We start from the raw sequence: 17,328 nt of genomic DNA on the forward strand, positions 1-17,328 counted from the left end.
GTGGGCGCCGAGGTCGGCTATCCGCATAGCAAATCGATATTTCTTGGCACGGCGTCCCTACTGGGAAGTGCAATCGGGGCAGACAGATGAAACTTAATATTGCACGCGGCATGATTGTCTTCGGGGGTATCATTGCGGCCGGGCTGTTGGTCTCGATCGGCATCAAGACCTATGCTTTCGACAAGCTCAGGGTGAACGGCCCGGTCTATACGCAAATCGTCTACGGCAAGGATCTCGTCGCCGATATCCTGCCACCGCCGCTCTACACGGTCGAGTCCTACATGCTCGCAATGGAGGCGATCTCCAGTACGGAACTCGCTGCCAAGAACCAGGAAAAGATCGTCGCCCTGAAGCGCGCCTATGACGAGCGGCGGGCCTATTGGAAGTCCTCATCCGCTCCAGGTGCGCTGATGAAGAAGCTGGAGGACGAGGTACTCGCGAGGGCAGATCTCTTTTGGCAGGTGATGGAAAGGCAGTTCCTGCCTGCGCTGCAGGCAAGTGATCTTGCCGCCGCCGGTCAGTCGCTGAACGCCCTGAAGGACGGCTTCCATCACCATGAGGTTGCCGTGAACGAACTGGTGCAGATGGCCGTTGCTTTCCAGACCGGCGAGGAAGCCGCCGCTGCCGCCGATACGAACCGTCTGTCCATGGCGGCGACGACAAGCTCGGTGATCTCCGTCGCACTGCTCGCCGGCGGTCTCTGGTATTTCCGCCGCCGTGCGGTCCAGCCTCTGGCGGCGATGTCGTCCTACATGGAGACACTCGCCGGCGGCGACTACAGCCGGTCCGTGCCTTTTTCGGATCGCGCCGACGAAATTGGCGTGGTGGCGAAATCCGTCGCCATCTTTCGCGAGGCGGCTATCGAACGTCGCAATATTCGTGAGCGCGCCGAGGAGGAGCGTCGCCGGCGTGAAGAGCAGGAGACGGCTCTCCGCGAGCAGCGGGCGTCCGAGGAGAGGGACCGGAGAAACGTCATCGAACTGCTCAGCGGGGGGCTGGGACGTCTTTCTGCCGGCGATCTCACGGCGCAAATCGACGTTGGCTTCGCCCCGGATTTCGAGCAGCTACGCCGCGAATTCAACGGCAGCGTCGAGCAACTGTCCGAAGCGATTTCCGGTGTGCTCCAGGCAACCGGCCGCTTGCGCGCCGGCTCGTCGGAGATCGCCAGCGCCACCGACGATCTGGCAAAACGTACCGAGCACCAGGCCGTGTCGCTGGAGCAGACGGCCGCCGCCTGCGATGAGATCACCGCGACCGTGCGCAGTTCGCTGGAGCGCGCCCGCGAAGCGAGCCTGGTGATGGGGACTGCCAAGCATGGCGCCGAGCGTTCCGCGGCTGTCGTCCGCGATGCCGTCGCGGCGATGGAACGCATTGCCGGTTCTTCGACACGCATCCGACAAATCCTCAACGTCATCGATGAGATAGCGTTCCAGACCAACCTGCTCGCGTTGAATGCAGGGGTCGAGGCGGCCCGGGCGGGCGAAGCGGGCAAGGGCTTCGCGGTCGTCGCGCAGGAGGTGCGCGAGCTTGCCGGCCGCTCGGCCACTGCCGCAAGGGAGATCAAACAGCTGATCGAGACCTCGGCCCGCGAAGTTGCGGACGGCGTCCAACTCGTCAACCAGACCGGTTCGGCGCTGATGGGTATTGAAGGGCATATGCTGCAGGTCAGTGGTCTGATCGGCGCCATCGTCACCGCGGCCGATGAGCAATCCTCCGCACTCGACGGCATCAATGCGGCGCTGCAGCAGATGGACCAGGTCACGCAGCAGAATGCGGCCATGGTCGAGCAGACGAATGCCGCCTGCCGCGCGCTGAGTGAGGAAGTGCTGGACCTCGACAAAATCGCCGAGCGGTTTCAGGTGAAGGCGGCACGCGAGTGCCGCGCTGCCTGATTGCCGCAGTATCGGCGGAACCCTTGGCGTTTTGCAGGTCAGAGCGAGAACGGCGAGAGGGTATTTGACTTGGTTCACCAGCCGCCAAAAGCGGCACGTGCCAGCGGCAAGCCAAGCCGCTGGCACGATACCCAGGGCATCATGCCCAAGGCTGCCCTGCACCCACGAGAAGGAGTGTATGCGGAGTGGCCGGCGCTAGGCTACAGTTGAAGATTAAATCCATATCCGCATTGCGAAGAAGGTGTACGGTTAACGCATTATTGCGTGGTCTATCCCAGTCGGCGTGAAGTGCGCAGTAGAATATCAACAATAGGATGCAATGTTTCCTGTCGCGTATTAAATCGTGTAATTGATCTCTTCGCGAGAAAGATGTGGTGGAAACGCGGTCAGTCTATGTCTGTATTGTGGCCCCAGGAATATCCGTTGATACTCCGGCACAGTTCGGAACAGCGCTCACCGCGCATGGGTTATTCGTGATATCGGGATTGAACCATCGTACGAATCCCCTTCAAGTCCAATGCGCATGACAGTCACAGCGCGGTTTGTTAGCTGTAGGTGATCGTGTCTCCGTTTCGTGGCCGGATAAAGAAGTGCTGGTCATATTCGTAGGTTCCACCGCCGGTGAAACTTTCGAACAGGCTGGAGAAGATCGTATCCAGTTTGTATTGGACACGCGTCACCACCAGCTGAACATCCTCTATGCGTAATTCTTCCGGCACCTCCACGGGTGAATCCTGGCCTGCGGAAGGGGCCGTCGTGCCGTAGGCGGCGGACCAGTTGACAGTCGCCTTGCCCTTGCTGTCGACGTCGATAACGCAGAGCACGATCGAGAGTTCGGCGGTGTCGTAGGGCTGCACGATGGAGCTGACGCCGTCGAGGATCGACTCGACGCTCGCCTCCGTCCAGCTGCTCTGCATGGCGATGATCTCGCTGCTCGTCGATGCGATCTGATTGATCTTTCTCCGCACCGTCAGGCCTTGGCCGAGGTCGACCAGCCCGGCGAGCAGCAGCAGCATGAGCGGAAAAAGGAAAGCGAACTCGATCGCTGACGCTCCATCGCGGTCCCGGCAGAAAGTCCGCATGAAGGCGCCTATTCTCTTGTGGATCGGTGTCATCGGGGCATCCTCAGAACGGTTCATTGCGAGACAGGACCGAGGCGCCCATCAGGTAGCTGCCGTCCGCAAGCGTGGAGCTCGAAAGCGAGTAGAGGCTGACGATCGGCTTCCACGGGAGGAAAGCCTGGACCATCACGTAATCGCTTCCTTTGCCAATCTCGAAGCCTTCGGTGATCGAGACGGCGCCGCTGCTGTTGATCGCCTTCATTGCGCCGGAAGAGGACGTGTCGGTCAGCGTATCGACGGCCACCAGCAGCTTGTCTTCGCAGTTAAGCACATAGAGCAGGTTGCCGCAGATCTCCGTCTTGAACCCGGTGAGGCTCATATTGCCCTCGGCCGCCTGCCCGGTCCGAATGAGGCGAGCGGCTTTGTGAACCGCAGCGTCGAGTGCCGAGTCGATGAAGAACATCGCCGCACATTCGAGAATGCCGAAGATAATGGTGAACAGCGGCAGGGCGAGCAGCGCGAATTCGATCGCGGCGACACCGGACCTGTCGCGCAGCAGCCGGCGCAGTTGCCTGAATCTCGTGCGTCTCATCATTGGGTCAGCCGCACCGAGGTCAGATATTGGTTGAAGAGGGTGGAAAGGCCGGCGGTGATCTCGTCTTCCGAGGCGGCCGAGATGAAGAGATCGGAGGAAGAGGCGCAGTCCTGCAGCGCGATCGGGATATAGTCCAGCCTGGACGTTGTGCCGCTGACGCCGCTATGCAGCGTGCCACCCCAGGTGGAGGTCCACTTGCTGTTTGCCATCGTGTCGGCAAGGGTTGCGTTATAGCCCCAGTCGAGTGGGATGGCCAAATACTCGGTGTAAAGTACCGCCATCGTGGCCTCATCCCCCTTGATGTCGTCGCACCAGGTGGGATTGAGCGGCGTGACTATGCCCCAGTCCTTGCCGTATTTGTAGCGGATGCAGGTGCCATTCTTGTATTCGGTACAGGTCCAGGTGACGTTCTCGATAACCCAATTGCGATGTGATTGCACGCCATCGGTCAGCAGCAGTACAAGCTTGAGTGGCTTATCAGCCGAACTGCCGTCGTCGGCCTTCCCAACTTTGTCCTGGAGAGCCTCCAGCGCTGTCTCGAAGTCGGTCGAGGTCATGGACGTTGCGCTCGTCAGTCCGGAGTCGTCGTCGGAGAGTTTCTTTCGCGCCGTGCTGGTGGAATAGGTCGGCTTGAGAACCTCGGTAATGGTTTCGCCCAGGCTGTAGAGACCGACCTTGATCCTTGCATGGTTCTCATCTGCCGCGTCGACCATGTCGAGCACCTCTTCGACCGCGTCGAGTGCCACGTCGGTGCGAAGCTTTACGCCGAGGTTTTCAATGTAGTCGTAGTACGTGGGCGCGATGACAGCGTTCTTCTTGTTGTTGTTTTTGCGAACGGGGTCTGCCGTGCTATGGCAGGCGAACTCGCACTTTATATTCTTGTCAGCCCGCAGCATCGCTTGGTCTTCGCTTGTCGCCGCAAGCAGCATCGAAGGCGATTTGTCGATGACGATGTAGACCTCGAGGTAAGACGTAGCAGGCCCCTCGATGGCGCTGACGACCCCGACCGGGACGGTCTTGATGTCCGCCAGCGTCATTAGCGTCGTCGGCACCGTCCCGCTGGCGGACGCCTGGATCGTGTGGCCGCTCTTGTCCACGGTGATTTCGGTCAGGTCATAGGTGGCGCTTTGTTTCTCCGACTGGGCGTCGAACCACTTCTTGATCTTTGCGGCTATCTCGTCCTCGTCGTATTCGTCGATCTCCTTGATGGCGGCCACCAGTGCCGCGTCGAGGTCCGATTGCATCCGGCTCTGAACGTTGTAGGCGCGCGCATAGTCGAGGCCGGCGCCGACGGCGAGGATCATGGGGACGATGCAGATTGCCACCGTCAGGGCGACATTGCCGCTCCTGTCGCTGACCAAGGCTGCCATTCGGTTGGCAATCAGCTGACGGAAAAAGCCGAAATCGAGATGCATGTTTCTATTGACCAGCTCAGTTTCTTCACGGGCCGATCGTGCGTGGGAAAATATTATTCGTGCGTAAATTAGCGTCACGTTCTGCTAGCCGATTGGCGCGGCGCTATCCGCTTTACGCAGGAAAGCGACTCTTGCCGGTGCCGCGGCTTCGACAGACGGCGGGCCGGCGGCTATCTCAGCGACTCGGGTCCGGCGAAACACCGATCCCGCGCCGGCTATGAAGCTTGGCGGTTTCCGACGGCGTCTGGCCGAAGGCGTCATGGTAGACCGCTGAAAACCGACCCATGTGGGTGAAGCCCCAGGCGCGCGCCACCTGTGCGATCGAGAGCGTATTGGCATCGTCGGATAGGGTCTTGCGAACCCCCTCCAGTCGCATCTGGCGCAGAAAATTCAAGGGCGTCGTGTCCTTGAACTGCTGGAAGGCCGCCTGTAGGGCCCGCACGCTCGTGCCTGCCGCGCCGGCGATCTCCGCAATGCCCATCGGCTGGGCGATATTGGCGACCATATATTCGATCGCTCTTTTCAGGTTTCGCGGCATGGCGGGCGACATTGGCCGATTTAGGCGAGCGCTGTAGTTGTGGGGAAAAGATTCAAGGATCATGACCATTGCTGCCCGGAAAAGGTGATCGGTGGCCGTGGTGGAAACACGGTCGTCGCCGACGACGTCGAAGCACTCCCAGAGCAGGCTTCCGACAGCGGCGAGCCGCGAGCCGGCGGCTGAGGCCGTCTCCAAGGTCGCACAAAGGTCGATGTCTCCCAGAACGGGGGCGTCGAGCAATTGACTGAGTTGGCCGACCATCGCCGATTTGTCGAAGGCGATGCCGATATGGCCGCGGTTCTCGTGAATTGTCATCTTATCGAAGCGCGCCATATTGCCGACCATCGCGGTTCCCGGGATTGACGTAAGGCGCTTGCGACCGACGTCGAACTCCATGGCGCTCGAATGGGGCAGGTAGAGGACGAAGGCATCGGACGGTTCGGAGAATGTGACCTTCATGCCCGAATGACACATGCCCGACCAGATGCTGAAGGGCCCGGAAGTGTAGTGTCGATCCTCGACGGATATGCTCCCGCCCCGTTCCAAGGGTTCAACCGTCGCGGGTGACAATGTCCTGGCATAGTGCTCGGACATTTCGTCCGCATCGGCTTCGACGATGCGGAATGCTGGGCGATGAGGAGCGTACCTCATTCAAGCCTCAAAAAAAGGAAGGCGCTGAGCAGGCTGGCGCCCCATCCGGTATTTGTGCGTAACAGGTTCACGCCACCTCCCTTTCTAGGGCGTTTGCCGCGACTGCAATTGTCGTACAAATAAACGTATATTAGCTTTGTCGTAAGCGTTATTGTGGACCAGACTATCCAAAAAACGAAAAACGCAGCCGTATCTCGCACAAATTGATGTACGTACCGCCCCGGTGGAAAGCGCCTGTATAACACGCCTAGGTTGCGCTTAGGCGAGATAAGATCTGCTGTCTGCCGCAGGAGGCGGCGCAACGACGCGGGCTCACGGACCTTGATTTGCGTCAGGCGGCAGCTTCGCCGTGTTGGACGGTTCGGCGCCATCCGGAGGCCCCGGGGGCCGGAAGCGACCCTCAATACGAGCGCCCGCCAGGGAGTGGGATAGGGCGGGGCAGCGACTCATTCCGGGCCGTTCGAAGAGGCAGAGCATGACGCCCGTGCCCATGCGGGAAGCATTGCCGGTGACCGCCTGAGATCATCGCCGAAGGATAGCGTCGTCTTCGGGATAAGGCATGCGCTATGCGGATACGGGAAAGCTTGTTTGCATATGTCTTTTGCAAGCCGCCCGACATATTCAAGGAAGTCGTAAATTTAAGTTGAAAACTACTCGCTCCGGCACCGCTTTCTACTGAGCGTGGTGTCATGCGGGGCAATCGACGGCGCTTGGGTGATAAACGCAGGGCGCCCGAAAAAAAGTGGGAACGAGAACGAATGCAGGCCAGACCGAACAAGAAAGAACCCCGCGCGATCGATATACATGTAGGCAACCGCATCCGTTTGCGTCGATTGGCCCTGGACTGGAGTCAAACAAGGCTTGGCGAGGCGCTCGACGTCAGTTTCCAGCAGGTGCAGAAATATGAAAAGGGCCTGAACCGCGTCGGGGCGAGCCGCCTTCAGCGCGCCGCCGAGGTCCTGAGCGTGTCGGTGTCCTATTTCTTCGAAGGCGGTCCCGAAACCTCGAATGGTTCGGAGCAGTATGCCGCGGCGACCTCCAGCGATGAAATGCTGCAGTTTCTTGCGACCGAGGAGGGCGTTGCTCTCAATCGCGCCTTTGCCCGGCTCAGCGATCCGCAGGTTCGCCGCCGGATCGTGGCGCTCGTGAAGGCCTTGGTGCCGGCCGCGGAAGAGGCACCGATCGCAGCGGAATAGGGCCACCGCCACGGCGGCCGATCACGACACTATCGAGCACTGCGCGCGATCGAAGATGCGTACCGCAAGTCAGGCGTTTCGGCTCGCCTTGGATGAGGTTGCCGCCGCGATACCGAGCGCGCGGCACTGATGAGCCCGCAGGTTATTCGGCGGCGATCGGCGCTGGATAGGCGGAGCGCCCCTCGGGCGCCTCCGTGCGCGGCTCGGCGGTTTCGCCTTCCGGCTCGCCTGCCTTGGGCTCCCTGCCGAAGAACAGGGCGTAGCCGGCCGGCAGCACCAGGATCGTCAGCACCGTTGCCACGAGGATGCCGCCCATCATCGCATAGGCAAGCGGTCCCCAGAACACGCCGCGCGAGATCGGGATCAGCGCGAGCACGGCGGTCAGCGCCGTCAGCACGATCGGCCGGAAGCGCCGTACCGCTGCGCCGATGATCGCCTCGGAGCGTTCCATGCCCGCCCCAATGTCCTGGTCGATCTGGTCGACCAGAATGATCGAATTGCGGATGATGATGCCGAGCAGCGCGATGACGCCGAGAATGGCGACGAAGCCGAACGGGGCGCCGCTGATGAGCAAGGCCGCCGCCGCGCCGATGATGCCGAGAGGCCCGGTTGCGAGCACCAGCATCGACTTGCCGAAGTGCTGGAGCTGCGCCATCAGCAGGATGACGATGACGAGCAGCATGATCGGCGCCTTGGCGGCGATCGAGGCCTGGCTTTCTGCGCTGTCTTCCGCACCGCCCTGGATCTCGACCTTATAGCTGGGGGCGAGGCCGTCGCGCAGGCCCTGGAGCTCGTCATAGAGCTTGAGGGTCACGTCGTTCGGCTGGATACCGTCCGGCAGCGTTGCCCGCACGGCGATGGTCGGCAGGCGATCGCGGCGCCATTCGATGCCCTGCTCCATGACGGGGACCACCTTGGCCACCTGGGAAACCGGCACGAAGCTGCCGAAATCCGTCGGCACATAGACCGAGTTGACGGCCGAAAGCAGCTGGCGGTTGCCGTCCGGCTCGCGTGCCACGATCGAGACGGTTTCTTCGCCGTCGCGGAAATCGTCGAGCGGCACGCCGGACATCGCCGCCTGCAGCATCTGGCGAATGCGCTGCGAGGTGACGCCAAGGGCGCGGGCACGGTCCTGGTCGATCACCAGCTTCATCGCCGGCACGGGCTCCAGCCAGTCGTCATGGACCGCGCCGAGCAGCGGATTCTCATAGAACTTCGCCTTCACCTGATCGGCAATGCGCCGCACTTCCTGCCGATCCGGCCCCATCACCCGGATCTGCACGGGCCAGCCGGTCGGCGGGCCGAGGAAGAGCCGGTCGACCTTGGCACGGACCGATGGGAAATCTTCGGCGAGGATCGAGCGCAGCTTGACAATCAGTCTTTCGCGGGCCGGCTCGTCCTTCGCCATGACGAGGAGTTGCGCGAAGTTGGGATTGCGGAGCTGCTGGTCGAGCGGCAGGAAGAAGCGCGGTATGCCTTCGCCGATATAGGTGGCGATGAAGCGCTTGTCCTCGTCGCCCATCATCCGCGCCTCGAGCGCCTTGGCCTGCTTTTCGACTTCGGCGATGCTCGTGCCCTCCGGCAGCCAAAGGTCGACCAGGATCTCCGGCCGCGAGGACTGCGGGAAGAAGTTCTTCGGAATGAACTGGAAGGCCCAAAGGCTTCCCATGAAGGTCGCAAGCGTCAGGACAAGGACGATGACGCGGTGGCGCACCGCCCAGCCGACGGTCGCGCGGAGACGGCGGTAGAAGCGGGTATCGAACGCATCGTGATGGGTGCCCGCATGGTGGCGCTGCTTCAGGATCATGTAGCCGAGCCAGGGGGTGAAATAGACCGCCACGAACCACGAGACGACGAGCGCTATGCCGACGACGTAGAACAGCGAACGGACATATTCGCCCGCCGTCGATTCCGCAAAGCCGACCGGGATGAAGCCGGCCGTGGTGATCAGCGTCCCCGTCAGCATCGGGAAGGCGGTGGAGGAATAGGCAAAGCTCGCCGCCTCGATCTTCACCAGCCCTTCCTCGAGCTTCCGCTCCATCTGTTCCACGACGATCATCGCGTCGTCGACGAGTAGGCCGAGCGCGATGATCAGCGCCCCAAGCGAGATGCGCTGCAGGTCGATACCGAGCTCGTACATGATCGCGAAGGTGGCGGCGAGCACCAGCGGGATGGCAATGGCGATAACCAGGCCCGAACGCCAGCCGATCGACAGGAACGAGACGATGAGCACGATGAGCAGGGCTTCGACGAGCGCATGGCTGAATTCGCTGATCGCCTCGGTCACGACCTCCGGCTGATTGGAGATCTGTTCGACCGAGACGCCATAGGGAAGGGAGGACTCGAAGCGCTCATAGGTCGCTTCGACTGCCTTGCCGACATCGGTGACCTTGTGCCCTTTGGCCATCACCACGCCGATCTGAACGCTGTCGTGGCCGTTGAAGCGGTACTTGCGCGAATAGGGATCTTCGAGCCCCGAGGTGACGGTGGCGATGTCGGCAAGCCGGATCGTCTCGTTGCCGGCGCGCAATCTGAGCTCGCGGATATCCTCGGCACGCCCGACATCGCCGTCGACGGAGATGCGAACCGAGCGGACGCCCGTATCGACGGTGCCGGCGGGATCGACGCTGTTCTGGCCGGCGACGGCGTTGCGCAGATCGTTGAGGGTCAGTCCACGGGCGGCGAGCAGCTTGGAAGAGACATCGATATAGATCTTCTGCGGCTGGTCGCCGAGAATGACGACCTTCTCGACGCCGGGCGTCGTCAACAGCATGTCGCGGCCTTCGGTCGCGAAGCGCTTCAGTTCGGGATAGCTGTAGCCGTCGCCGCTGATCGCGTGCAGCGTGATGAAAGTATCGCCGAACTCGTCGTTGAAATAGGGGCCGAGGACGCCGTCCGGCAGCTCATTGGCAATATCCCCCACCTTCTTGCGCACCTGGTAGAAGGCATCGGCAACGTCGTCGGCGTTCGTGTCACCCTCGATCTGCACGGTGATAACAGCACTGCCGGCGCGGGTATAGGAGCGGACGAAATCGAGATGCGGCGTTTCCTGCAGCTTGCGCTCGATCTTGTTGACGACCTGGTCCTGCATCTCCTCTATCGATGCGCCGGGCCAGGCGGCCTGCACGACCATAGTGCGGAAGGTGAACTCCGGATCTTCGCGCTGCCCCATACGAACGAGGCCGAGCGCGCCGGTGATGATGATCAGACCAAACAGGAAACGCGCGATGCTCGGATGACCGATTGCCCAGCGCGACAGGTTGAACGGCTTCTTGTCCCCGGTGGAGGCGTGCATCGGCGTTTCCGATCTGCTGGAACTTGTTTTAGCGGATGATTTCGCGCGTATCGGCGCGGGCGGACTGCTGCTCGGCGATGGGCAGCATGACCTTCAGGTCTTCGGCCATGAATTGCGTGCCGGCGGCGACGACGAGATCACCCGGCTTCAACCCCTCGGCGACGCGTACCTGATCGCCGGCATAGTCGGCGAGCTGGACCGGGCGGGCATGGACGGTCGAGGCGCTGCGATCGACCACCCAGACGATGTCCTTGCCGTCCTTCCGCGCAAGCGCGCTCAAGGGAATGGCGACGAGGGGTTCGGAATTCGCAGCCGCCGCCTCGATCGTTGCGGTCATGCCGAGCAGCACGCGCGGATCGCTGGGCAGGCTGATGCGCACCGAGAATGTCCGAGATTGCCGCTCCGCGCTGCCGGAGACTTCACGGACGTGGCCGTCGAGCGTCAGCATGTCGTTGGACCAGAAGCGCGCCTTGACGGCTTTGCCCGGCTTGAACTCGATAATGTCCAGTTCCGGAACGGCGACTTCGATTTCCTTCTCGCCCTCGACGGCGACCGTTACGACCGGCGTGCCGGTGCTGACGACCTGGCCGATATCGGCATTGATCGCCGTGACGATACCGCTCTGGTCGGACTTGAGATCCGCATAGGCGACCTGGTTCTTCGCCTGGCTCAGGCTGGAGGCGGCCGCGTCGCGCGTGGAAACTGCCTGATCGTAGAGCAGAGCCGCCTGGTCCAGTTCGGCCTTGGAGGAGAAGGATCTGGTGAAGAGCTGCTCGGCCCGCTGCTTCGTCAAGGATGTCGTCTGCACCTGCTTTTCGGCGGCGAAGAGCGTCGCCTCGGCACTCGTGACGGCAAGCTCATAGTCGGTCGAATCGATGCGCGCGAGAAAATCGCCCGGCTTCACGCGGTCGCCGACATTGACGAGCCTTTCGGTGATCTTGCCGCCGACGCGAAAGCCGAGATTCATCTCCGTGCGTGCCTTCACCGTGCCGGCATAGTCGAGCCGACGTGCCTCACCCGTCCCGGCAACCTCGACGACCTTGACTGGCCGTATGATCTCCTTGGTTTCCGCTTTTTCTTCCGCGCAGCCCGATAGCACGGCGGTGAGAGCGAACGTGGCCAGGACATGGGCAATGAACGGCCGGTTGAAAGCGGTCAGTGAAAACATCGTTCGGACTCCTGATCCGGGAATTGGCGTGTGCGGCCGCTCTTATTTCTTCAGCGCTCTGATGGCGAACTCGACAAGCTCGTCGGGTGTGGGGCGATTTTCCTTCGCCAGACACTGGGCGACGATCTGCGGGTGACAGAGGGTGACGATGCTCGCCCCGAAGCACCGGGCGGCAACCTCCGGTTCCTGTTCGGCGAATTCGCCCGCCTCGATGCCCTCGGCAATGACACCGGCCAGAAGCCTGTCGATGCGGTCGAGATGTTTCTCGATGACGTGCCATTCCTGTTCGATCGCCACGACGACCATCTCGTGCACCTTCTGCTGATCGAGCATGGTTTCGACGGTCATCCTGTGCTGCGCCAGCACATAGCGCCGCAGGCGCTCGGTAGCACTCACGGGGAGGCGGGAAATCTCGTAGGCCTGCTGATAGCTCGCCTCCAGCATCCGCGCACAAAGCGCCTGATGGATCTGCGTCTTGGAGCTAAAGAAGCGGTAGATGTTGGCGGGCGACATGCCGAGGTCGCGCGCAATGTCGGCCACGTTCGTCTTGGTGTAGCCGTAATGCCGGAAAAGCCGCTCTGCCGCTTCGAGAATCCGCGCAATATTTTCCTGCCGGGTCGTGTCTATGCCGCTGTCTGTCGTGTCGCTCATGGTTACATCTATGATGACTGACGATTTTTGAATTTCGTCAGTCATAATCCGACAAGCAACATTTGTCAATCGCACCGAGCGAGGTGCGATCGAGCCGCCAGGGGCACTCCATTCCAGGCATGCCCACAGCAACGCTGGTGGCGATCCGCAGCAGGCTGGGGGCAGCTCAAGCGAAGAGTGCACACGTTGACGTCGCCGCGACGAGTTGTCGGCGCGGCGTAGTGCACGAGGGGGCAGGTGCCTTAAAGGACGAAGTAACCCTTCTGCAGGGTGACCGCGTCGTCGAGGTGGATCGCGAAATCGGCCTTCTTGTCGCCGTTGACGTCGCCATAGATGTAGGTATCGGAGGAGGCGCGGTCGTATCTCAGTTCGCCCTTCTTGCCGCTGAAGGCGGCAGTTCCGACGAAGGTAAAAGCCTGATCGCCGGTCACGGTCGTGTTCGCGTCGATCGCTGAAAGATCGATACGATCGGACTCCGAGGCGAGGAAGTCATAGATCGTGTCGCGGCCGGTTGAAGCGACATTGCTTTCCGTCAATGCCTTGAACTGGAATGTGTCGGAACCGCTGCCGCCGGTTAGCTTGTCAGCGCCGCCGCCGCCATAGAGCAAATCGTTACTCGATTCACCGTACAAGGCATCGTTCCCATTGCCACCATAGAGCCTATCGTTACCAGTCCCGCCATAGAGCAAGTCGTTCCCGGTTTCGCCCGAGAGCGTATCATTGCCGCTATTACCCCACAGCTTGTTAGCGGCCTGATTGCCGACAATCGCATCGCCGGCCGAGCCTCCCTTGACGTTCTCGATCAGCGACCGGGTGTCGCCGTGATAGAGCAGGGCGTTGAAGACATTCCCCGCGGCGTAACCCTTGTTGGAGCCGCCGCCGAGCCAGGCAAGCTGGTCTATGCTGAAGGTCGAGGCCTTGCCCGGGCGCAAGTCGATCTTGAGCCCGGTCGCATAGGCTGAGAGATCATAGGTGTCGCTACCGCCGCCGTCCCATATGGTGGCGAAGATCCGATTCGCGCCTGGAGAAATGCCGACGGCTCCATTGACAAGGGTGGCCCCGCTGTTGGGCGTCCACTTATAGACAGTGTTGCCGCTGTTGGTGCTGAAATCGGCGCCGTACATTTCTTGCAGGGCGGCGATATCGGCCATCATGAAGGTCTGCGGCGCGCCGTATTGTTCGTAGGCGTAGCCATAACCGCCGACATAGCCGCGGTAGCTCATGATCGAATATTCAATAGAGTCGTATTGAGACGGCAGAGCGTTGAAGGCTCCCTCCGCCTCATGCCCATGCTTCAAGCCGAGCGCATGGCCGAGTTCGTGCATCAGCGTATGCCAGGCATAGTTGCCGGCGACGGGCTTGCGATAGTCGGCAACCGTGCCCGCATATTCGGTGCCAAACCAGATGTCGCCGGCCTGGGCATAGGCGCCAGGCAGATAAGCCCAGGCCGTATCCGGCTCGTTCGACTGCGCGAACCGGATCGTTGCGCTGGATGCGCTTCCGGCAGTGAAATTAGCGTTGGTGAAGCCCTCGACGGAAAAGCCGTCATTGGCGGCCGAACCGAAGCTTTGCTCCATCGCAAAGAGCGCAGTGTTTATTTGGGCCTGTGAGACCGCGGCAAAGCCGTTGTCCTTTTCGCCGCTGTAGCTATAGCTGCTCTTCGACGCCGGAAAGGCATAGGTGATCGTACCTGTCCAAGCGTAGCCCGACAGCACGCCGTCGATCAAACTGTTGCCCGTCGTATTCAAGATCTTGCCAGTTTTGCCGGTACCGCTCATGCTAAATTCCCACCAGAAAAGCCCGCGGCCGTTGCCTCGCGCTCAGAAAATGCAGATTGTGCCGGCGACGTTAGGCTCCGAGCACCTACGATTGCTGTAACGAACTCGATAAGATTGGAAAGAATCGTGCCGTTCATCAGGTTGCCGTCGTGCCTTGCCGCAGTGATTGTAGCGGCGATGTGCGCTGCACCTATAGCGTCAGGCGCGGCAAAAGCAAGCGGGTTGGATATGCAAAAGCCTCCGGATCACCAGGCGGCCGTCCGGGCGGAATTCGAGCAGGTGAAGGCGGAGAATACGGTGGAAGCCTACGAGCGCTTCATCCGGCGCCATCCGGATCATCCACTGGTCGAGGAGGCGCGAGAAGCGCTGGCGCGGCTCAAGAAGAAGTAGCGCTGGGGCAAGACCGCGCTCCTTACTGGGCCGACTTTTCCGCGCGGCGTCAGGTGGATGCCGGCGAGCGTGCAGCGGACCGATCCGCCAGCCCGTTCGATGGTCGGAATGTCAAGGGCCACAAGCGACGCGCTCTCCTCGATCGCGGCGATCTGATCTTCCTCCAGTGCCCCAAGTGCCGTCGTCGACAAGGCGAGGACGCGCCCCTGCCGCCCTTGGAGTTCAAGTGCATTGCCGGCGAAGCGGGCGATCTGGTCGTTGGTAAGAGCGATCACCCGGCGGCCGGAGCGCTCCAGCCGGGCGACGATCTCCCGGCGCCTTGCCGGATCCGTCAGCATGCAGAGCCCGATCATCGCAAAATCGGTGGCGATGCACATCAGCACATTGGTGTGATAGATCGGGACGCCGTCGCGGTCGCAGGCGTCGAACACCATCGGCTCGAAGTTGAAGTGGGTCGAGAAGCGTTCCAGCGCGATCGGGCTGGTGCGGTCGGAGCGGACCGCATAGGCGACCCGGTCGATGTGGTCGAGAACCATGGCGCCGGTCCCTTCGAGGAAGAGCCCGTCGGGCTCGAGACCGGAATAGTCGATCACTTCCTGCACCCGGTAGCGGGTCTTCAGCATCTCGACAACGTCGCTGCGCCGTTCCCGCCGGCGGCTTTCCGCCTTCATCGGATAGATCGCCACGTGGCCGCCGGCATGCGTGGAGAACCAATTGTTGGGAAAGACCGAATCCGGCGTTTCGGTGCTCGCATCGTCGAAGAGATGGACTTCCACTCCATGGGCTTTCAGCGTCTCCGCGGCGCGGGTGATCTCGGCGAATGCCCGCGGCCCCAGGTCCTCGCCTGTCGCCGCTCCGGCCTGGAAGCGATTGTCGGCCGCGGTTGCCGTGTTCACCGTGAAATGATGTGGCCGCACCATCACGACCGCGGCGGGAGCCTGTATGGAATAGGTGGAGCGACCAAGCATTGCATTGTCCGCCCTTATTTCGCGCGCTGCAGCATGCCGAACAGATCGCGCGGATCGTCCGGATCGGCGATCATGTCGAGATTCTGATAGAAGTCGGTGCCGGACAGGCGGTGGCGCACGTAACGCAGCGCCGAAAAGTCTTCGATGGCGAAGCCGACGCTATCGAAGAGCGTGATCTGACGAGCGTCGCGACGGCCCGTTGCCGCACCTGTGACCACCTTCCACATTTCCGTAACCGGAAAATCCGCAGCCATCTGCTGGATCTCGCCTTCGATGCGGGTCTGCGGCGGATATTCGACGAAGACGTCGGAGCGTGTGAGGATGTCACGGTGCAGTTCCGTCTTGCCGGGGCAGTCGCCGCCGATCGCGTTGATATGGACGCCGGCCCCGACCATGTTGTCGGTGAGGATCGTTGCGAACTGCTTGTCGGCGGTGCAGGTGGTTATGATTTCGGCCCCCTCGATCGCGGCTTGAGCGGACGCGCAGGAGACGATCTCGAGGCTCGAGCCCGCCAGGTTACGCGCCGTCTTCTCGGTTGCGCGAGCGTCGATGTCGTAGAGACGAACCGTGTCGATACCGCAGACGGCCTTCATCGCCAGCGCCTGGAATTCGGCCTGGGCACCGTTGCCGATCATCGCCATGGTGCGCGCGCCTTTCGGCGCGAGGTGGCGCGCAGCCATCGCCGAGGTCGCGGCCGTTCTGAGCGCCGTCAACATCGTCATTTCCGTCAGCAGCACCGGATAGCCGGTCGAAACTTCGGCAAGCAGGCCGAAGGCGGTCACGGTCTGCAGCCCGTCGACGACGTTCTTGGGATGGCCGTTGACATATTTGAAGCTGTAGACGGCACCATCCGAGGTCGGCATCAACTCGATCACGCCGTCACGAGAGTGGCTGGCGACGCGCGGCGTCTTGTCGAAGCTCTCCCACCGGCGAAAATCGGCCTCGATCGCGTCCGTGAGCTCCCCCAGGACGGTCTCGACCCCGAGATGGTGGACGAGGCGCATCATGTTTTCGACGCTGACAAAGGGCACCATGGCCTTGGCGGACGGGAGCGGTGAAAGCATCGAGGTTCCTCCTGGAGGTGCTGAATGTCCCAAAAGGTTAGTGACAGCAGCTGCTGGTGGAAAGCGCAAAGCTGTGCTATTTTCGTCATCGAATTGAGCAGTTTTACCAACTCGATTGTGCAAGTTATCCAATATGGCGTCGAGAGATACGATCATCGCGAAGTACACGCCGGATGACCTGGACCGCCGTATCATCGCCCATCTTCGCGTCGACGGACGCGCCTCGCTTTCCAAGCTCTCGGATGCGCTCGGCGTCGCGCGCGGCACGGTACAGAACCGCCTGGACCGACTGATCGAAACCGGGACGCTGATGGGGTTCACGGTCCGTGTTCGCGAGGACTATGACCTCAACACCGTCCATGCGGTGATGATGATCGAAGTCGTGGGCAAGTCGACGACGCAGGTGATCCGCAGGCTGCGCGGCATCCCCGAAATCCACACGCTGCATACGACGAACGGGAATTGGGATCTGGTTGCCAATATTCGCGCCGCGAACCTCTCCGAATTCGACCGCATCCTGCGCGAGGTGCGCATGATCGACGGCGTGGCCAACAGCGAAACCAGCCTTCTGCTGAGCAGTGTCTGATCGGCTCACTGAGAAATCGGCAATTGAAAGCCAGGCCTGTCCCGATTAGTTTCCCGCCGCAACTGGGTTCGGTCGGGGAT

14 protein-coding genes are annotated in these 17,328 nt (G+C 61.5%); 4 read left to right on the forward strand and 10 right to left on the reverse strand.

What is annotated here, in order from left to right:
- The first annotated feature begins 86 nt into the window (after positions 1-86).
- A complete protein-coding gene (locus tag RHIBR816_RS0113630; RefSeq protein WP_026186967.1) occupies positions 87-1,892 on the forward strand; it encodes a methyl-accepting chemotaxis protein in 1,806 nt (601 codons plus the stop codon).
- A gap of 545 nt (positions 1,893-2,437) precedes the next feature.
- On the opposite strand, the gene RHIBR816_RS0113635 is transcribed toward RHIBR816_RS0113630, so the two are convergent.
- From RHIBR816_RS0113635 to RHIBR816_RS0113650, 4 genes are all read right to left on the reverse strand, one after another.
- Positions 2,438-3,007, reverse strand: a complete 570-nt coding sequence (locus RHIBR816_RS0113635) for a TadE/TadG family type IV pilus assembly protein (protein ID WP_018237110.1) — start codon at positions 3,005-3,007, stop codon at positions 2,438-2,440.
- 10 nt (positions 3,008-3,017) lie between these two features.
- The gene (locus RHIBR816_RS0113640; protein WP_018237111.1) at positions 3,018-3,548 is read right to left on the reverse strand and encodes a TadE/TadG family type IV pilus assembly protein; all 531 of its coding nucleotides are present in this window, start codon (positions 3,546-3,548) and stop codon (positions 3,018-3,020) included.
- Complete coding sequence (locus RHIBR816_RS0113645) at positions 3,545-4,963, reverse strand: TadE/TadG family type IV pilus assembly protein (protein ID WP_018237112.1); 1,419 nt, start codon at positions 4,961-4,963, stop codon at positions 3,545-3,547. The genes RHIBR816_RS0113640 and RHIBR816_RS0113645 overlap by 4 nt, the downstream gene beginning before the upstream one ends.
- A gap of 175 nt (positions 4,964-5,138) precedes the next feature.
- The gene (locus tag RHIBR816_RS0113650) at positions 5,139-6,152 is read right to left on the reverse strand and encodes an AraC family transcriptional regulator (protein ID WP_018237113.1); all 1,014 of its coding nucleotides are present in this window, start codon (positions 6,150-6,152) and stop codon (positions 5,139-5,141) included.
- A 758-nt stretch (positions 6,153-6,910) separates the two neighbouring features.
- Here RHIBR816_RS0113650 and RHIBR816_RS0113655 point away from each other — a divergent pair.
- On the forward strand, positions 6,911-7,348 hold the full coding sequence (locus tag RHIBR816_RS0113655; protein WP_018237114.1) for a helix-turn-helix domain-containing protein: 438 nt from the start codon (positions 6,911-6,913) through the stop codon (positions 7,346-7,348).
- A 142-nt stretch (positions 7,349-7,490) separates the two neighbouring features.
- On the opposite strand, the gene RHIBR816_RS0113660 is transcribed toward RHIBR816_RS0113655, so the two are convergent.
- From RHIBR816_RS0113660 to RHIBR816_RS0113675, 4 genes are all read right to left on the reverse strand, one after another.
- A complete protein-coding gene (locus RHIBR816_RS0113660) occupies positions 7,491-10,643 on the reverse strand; it encodes an efflux RND transporter permease subunit (protein ID WP_018237115.1) in 3,153 nt (1,050 codons plus the stop codon).
- A 28-nt stretch (positions 10,644-10,671) separates the two neighbouring features.
- Positions 10,672-11,811 (reverse strand): efflux RND transporter periplasmic adaptor subunit, encoded by a 1,140-nt coding sequence (locus RHIBR816_RS0113665; protein WP_018237116.1) that lies wholly within the window; start codon positions 11,809-11,811, stop codon positions 10,672-10,674.
- Between the two features lie 42 nt (positions 11,812-11,853).
- A complete protein-coding gene (locus RHIBR816_RS0113670) occupies positions 11,854-12,462 on the reverse strand; it encodes a TetR family transcriptional regulator (RefSeq protein WP_018237117.1) in 609 nt (202 codons plus the stop codon).
- 242 nt (positions 12,463-12,704) lie between these two features.
- Positions 12,705-14,240: a M10 family metallopeptidase C-terminal domain-containing protein gene (locus tag RHIBR816_RS0113675; RefSeq protein ID WP_018237118.1), complete on the reverse strand. Its 1,536-nt coding sequence runs from the start codon at positions 14,238-14,240 to the stop codon at positions 12,705-12,707.
- Positions 14,241-14,468: 228 nt separating this feature from the next.
- On the opposite strand from RHIBR816_RS0113675, the gene RHIBR816_RS35915 reads away from it, so the two are divergent.
- Positions 14,469-14,630, forward strand: coding sequence for a hypothetical protein (locus RHIBR816_RS35915; protein WP_084811065.1), 162 nt, complete (start codon positions 14,469-14,471; stop codon positions 14,628-14,630).
- On the opposite strand, the gene ctlX is transcribed toward RHIBR816_RS35915, so the two are convergent.
- Together ctlX and RHIBR816_RS0113690 are read right to left on the reverse strand one after the other, a co-directional pair.
- On the reverse strand, positions 14,576-15,598 hold the full coding sequence (gene ctlX / locus RHIBR816_RS0113685) for a citrulline utilization hydrolase CtlX (protein ID WP_018237120.1): 1,023 nt from the start codon (positions 15,596-15,598) through the stop codon (positions 14,576-14,578). The genes RHIBR816_RS35915 and ctlX overlap by 55 nt on opposite strands.
- A gap of 14 nt (positions 15,599-15,612) precedes the next feature.
- Entirely contained in the window at positions 15,613-16,662 is a 1,050-nt protein-coding gene (locus tag RHIBR816_RS0113690; protein WP_018237121.1) for an ornithine cyclodeaminase, read from the reverse strand.
- Between the two features lie 133 nt (positions 16,663-16,795).
- On the opposite strand from RHIBR816_RS0113690, the gene RHIBR816_RS0113695 reads away from it, so the two are divergent.
- Entirely contained in the window at positions 16,796-17,248 is a 453-nt protein-coding gene (locus RHIBR816_RS0113695; RefSeq protein ID WP_018237122.1) for an Lrp/AsnC family transcriptional regulator, read from the forward strand.
- The last annotated feature ends 80 nt before the right edge of the window (positions 17,249-17,328 follow it).

Source organism: Ensifer sp. BR816 (assembly GCF_000378985.1).
GTDB lineage: Bacteria > Pseudomonadota > Alphaproteobacteria > Rhizobiales > Rhizobiaceae > Sinorhizobium.

Coding starts and splice junctions, on each gene's coding strand:
- ctlX (WP_018237120.1), bottom strand. CDS start 15,598: ATGCTTGGTCGCTCCACCTATTCCATACAGGCTCCCGCCGCGGTCGTG.
- RHIBR816_RS0113690 (WP_018237121.1), bottom strand. CDS start 16,662: ATGCTTTCACCGCTCCCGTCCGCCAAGGCCATGGTGCCCTTTGTCAGC.
- RHIBR816_RS0113660 (WP_018237115.1), bottom strand. CDS start 10,643: ATGCACGCCTCCACCGGGGACAAGAAGCCGTTCAACCTGTCGCGCTGG.
- RHIBR816_RS0113645 (WP_018237112.1), bottom strand. CDS start 4,963: ATGCATCTCGATTTCGGCTTTTTCCGTCAGCTGATTGCCAACCGAATG.
- RHIBR816_RS0113670 (WP_018237117.1), bottom strand. CDS start 12,462: ATGAGCGACACGACAGACAGCGGCATAGACACGACCCGGCAGGAAAAT.
- RHIBR816_RS0113695 (WP_018237122.1), top strand. CDS start 16,796: ATGGCGTCGAGAGATACGATCATCGCGAAGTACACGCCGGATGACCTG.
- RHIBR816_RS0113650 (WP_018237113.1), bottom strand. CDS start 6,152: ATGAGGTACGCTCCTCATCGCCCAGCATTCCGCATCGTCGAAGCCGAT.
- RHIBR816_RS0113675 (WP_018237118.1), bottom strand. CDS start 14,240: ATGAGCGGTACCGGCAAAACTGGCAAGATCTTGAATACGACGGGCAAC.
- RHIBR816_RS0113630 (WP_026186967.1), top strand. CDS start 87: ATGAAACTTAATATTGCACGCGGCATGATTGTCTTCGGGGGTATCATT.
- RHIBR816_RS35915 (WP_084811065.1), top strand. CDS start 14,469: ATGCAAAAGCCTCCGGATCACCAGGCGGCCGTCCGGGCGGAATTCGAG.
- RHIBR816_RS0113665 (WP_018237116.1), bottom strand. CDS start 11,811: ATGTTTTCACTGACCGCTTTCAACCGGCCGTTCATTGCCCATGTCCTG.
- RHIBR816_RS0113635 (WP_018237110.1), bottom strand. CDS start 3,007: ATGACACCGATCCACAAGAGAATAGGCGCCTTCATGCGGACTTTCTGC.
- RHIBR816_RS0113655 (WP_018237114.1), top strand. CDS start 6,911: ATGCAGGCCAGACCGAACAAGAAAGAACCCCGCGCGATCGATATACAT.
- RHIBR816_RS0113640 (WP_018237111.1), bottom strand. CDS start 3,548: ATGATGAGACGCACGAGATTCAGGCAACTGCGCCGGCTGCTGCGCGAC.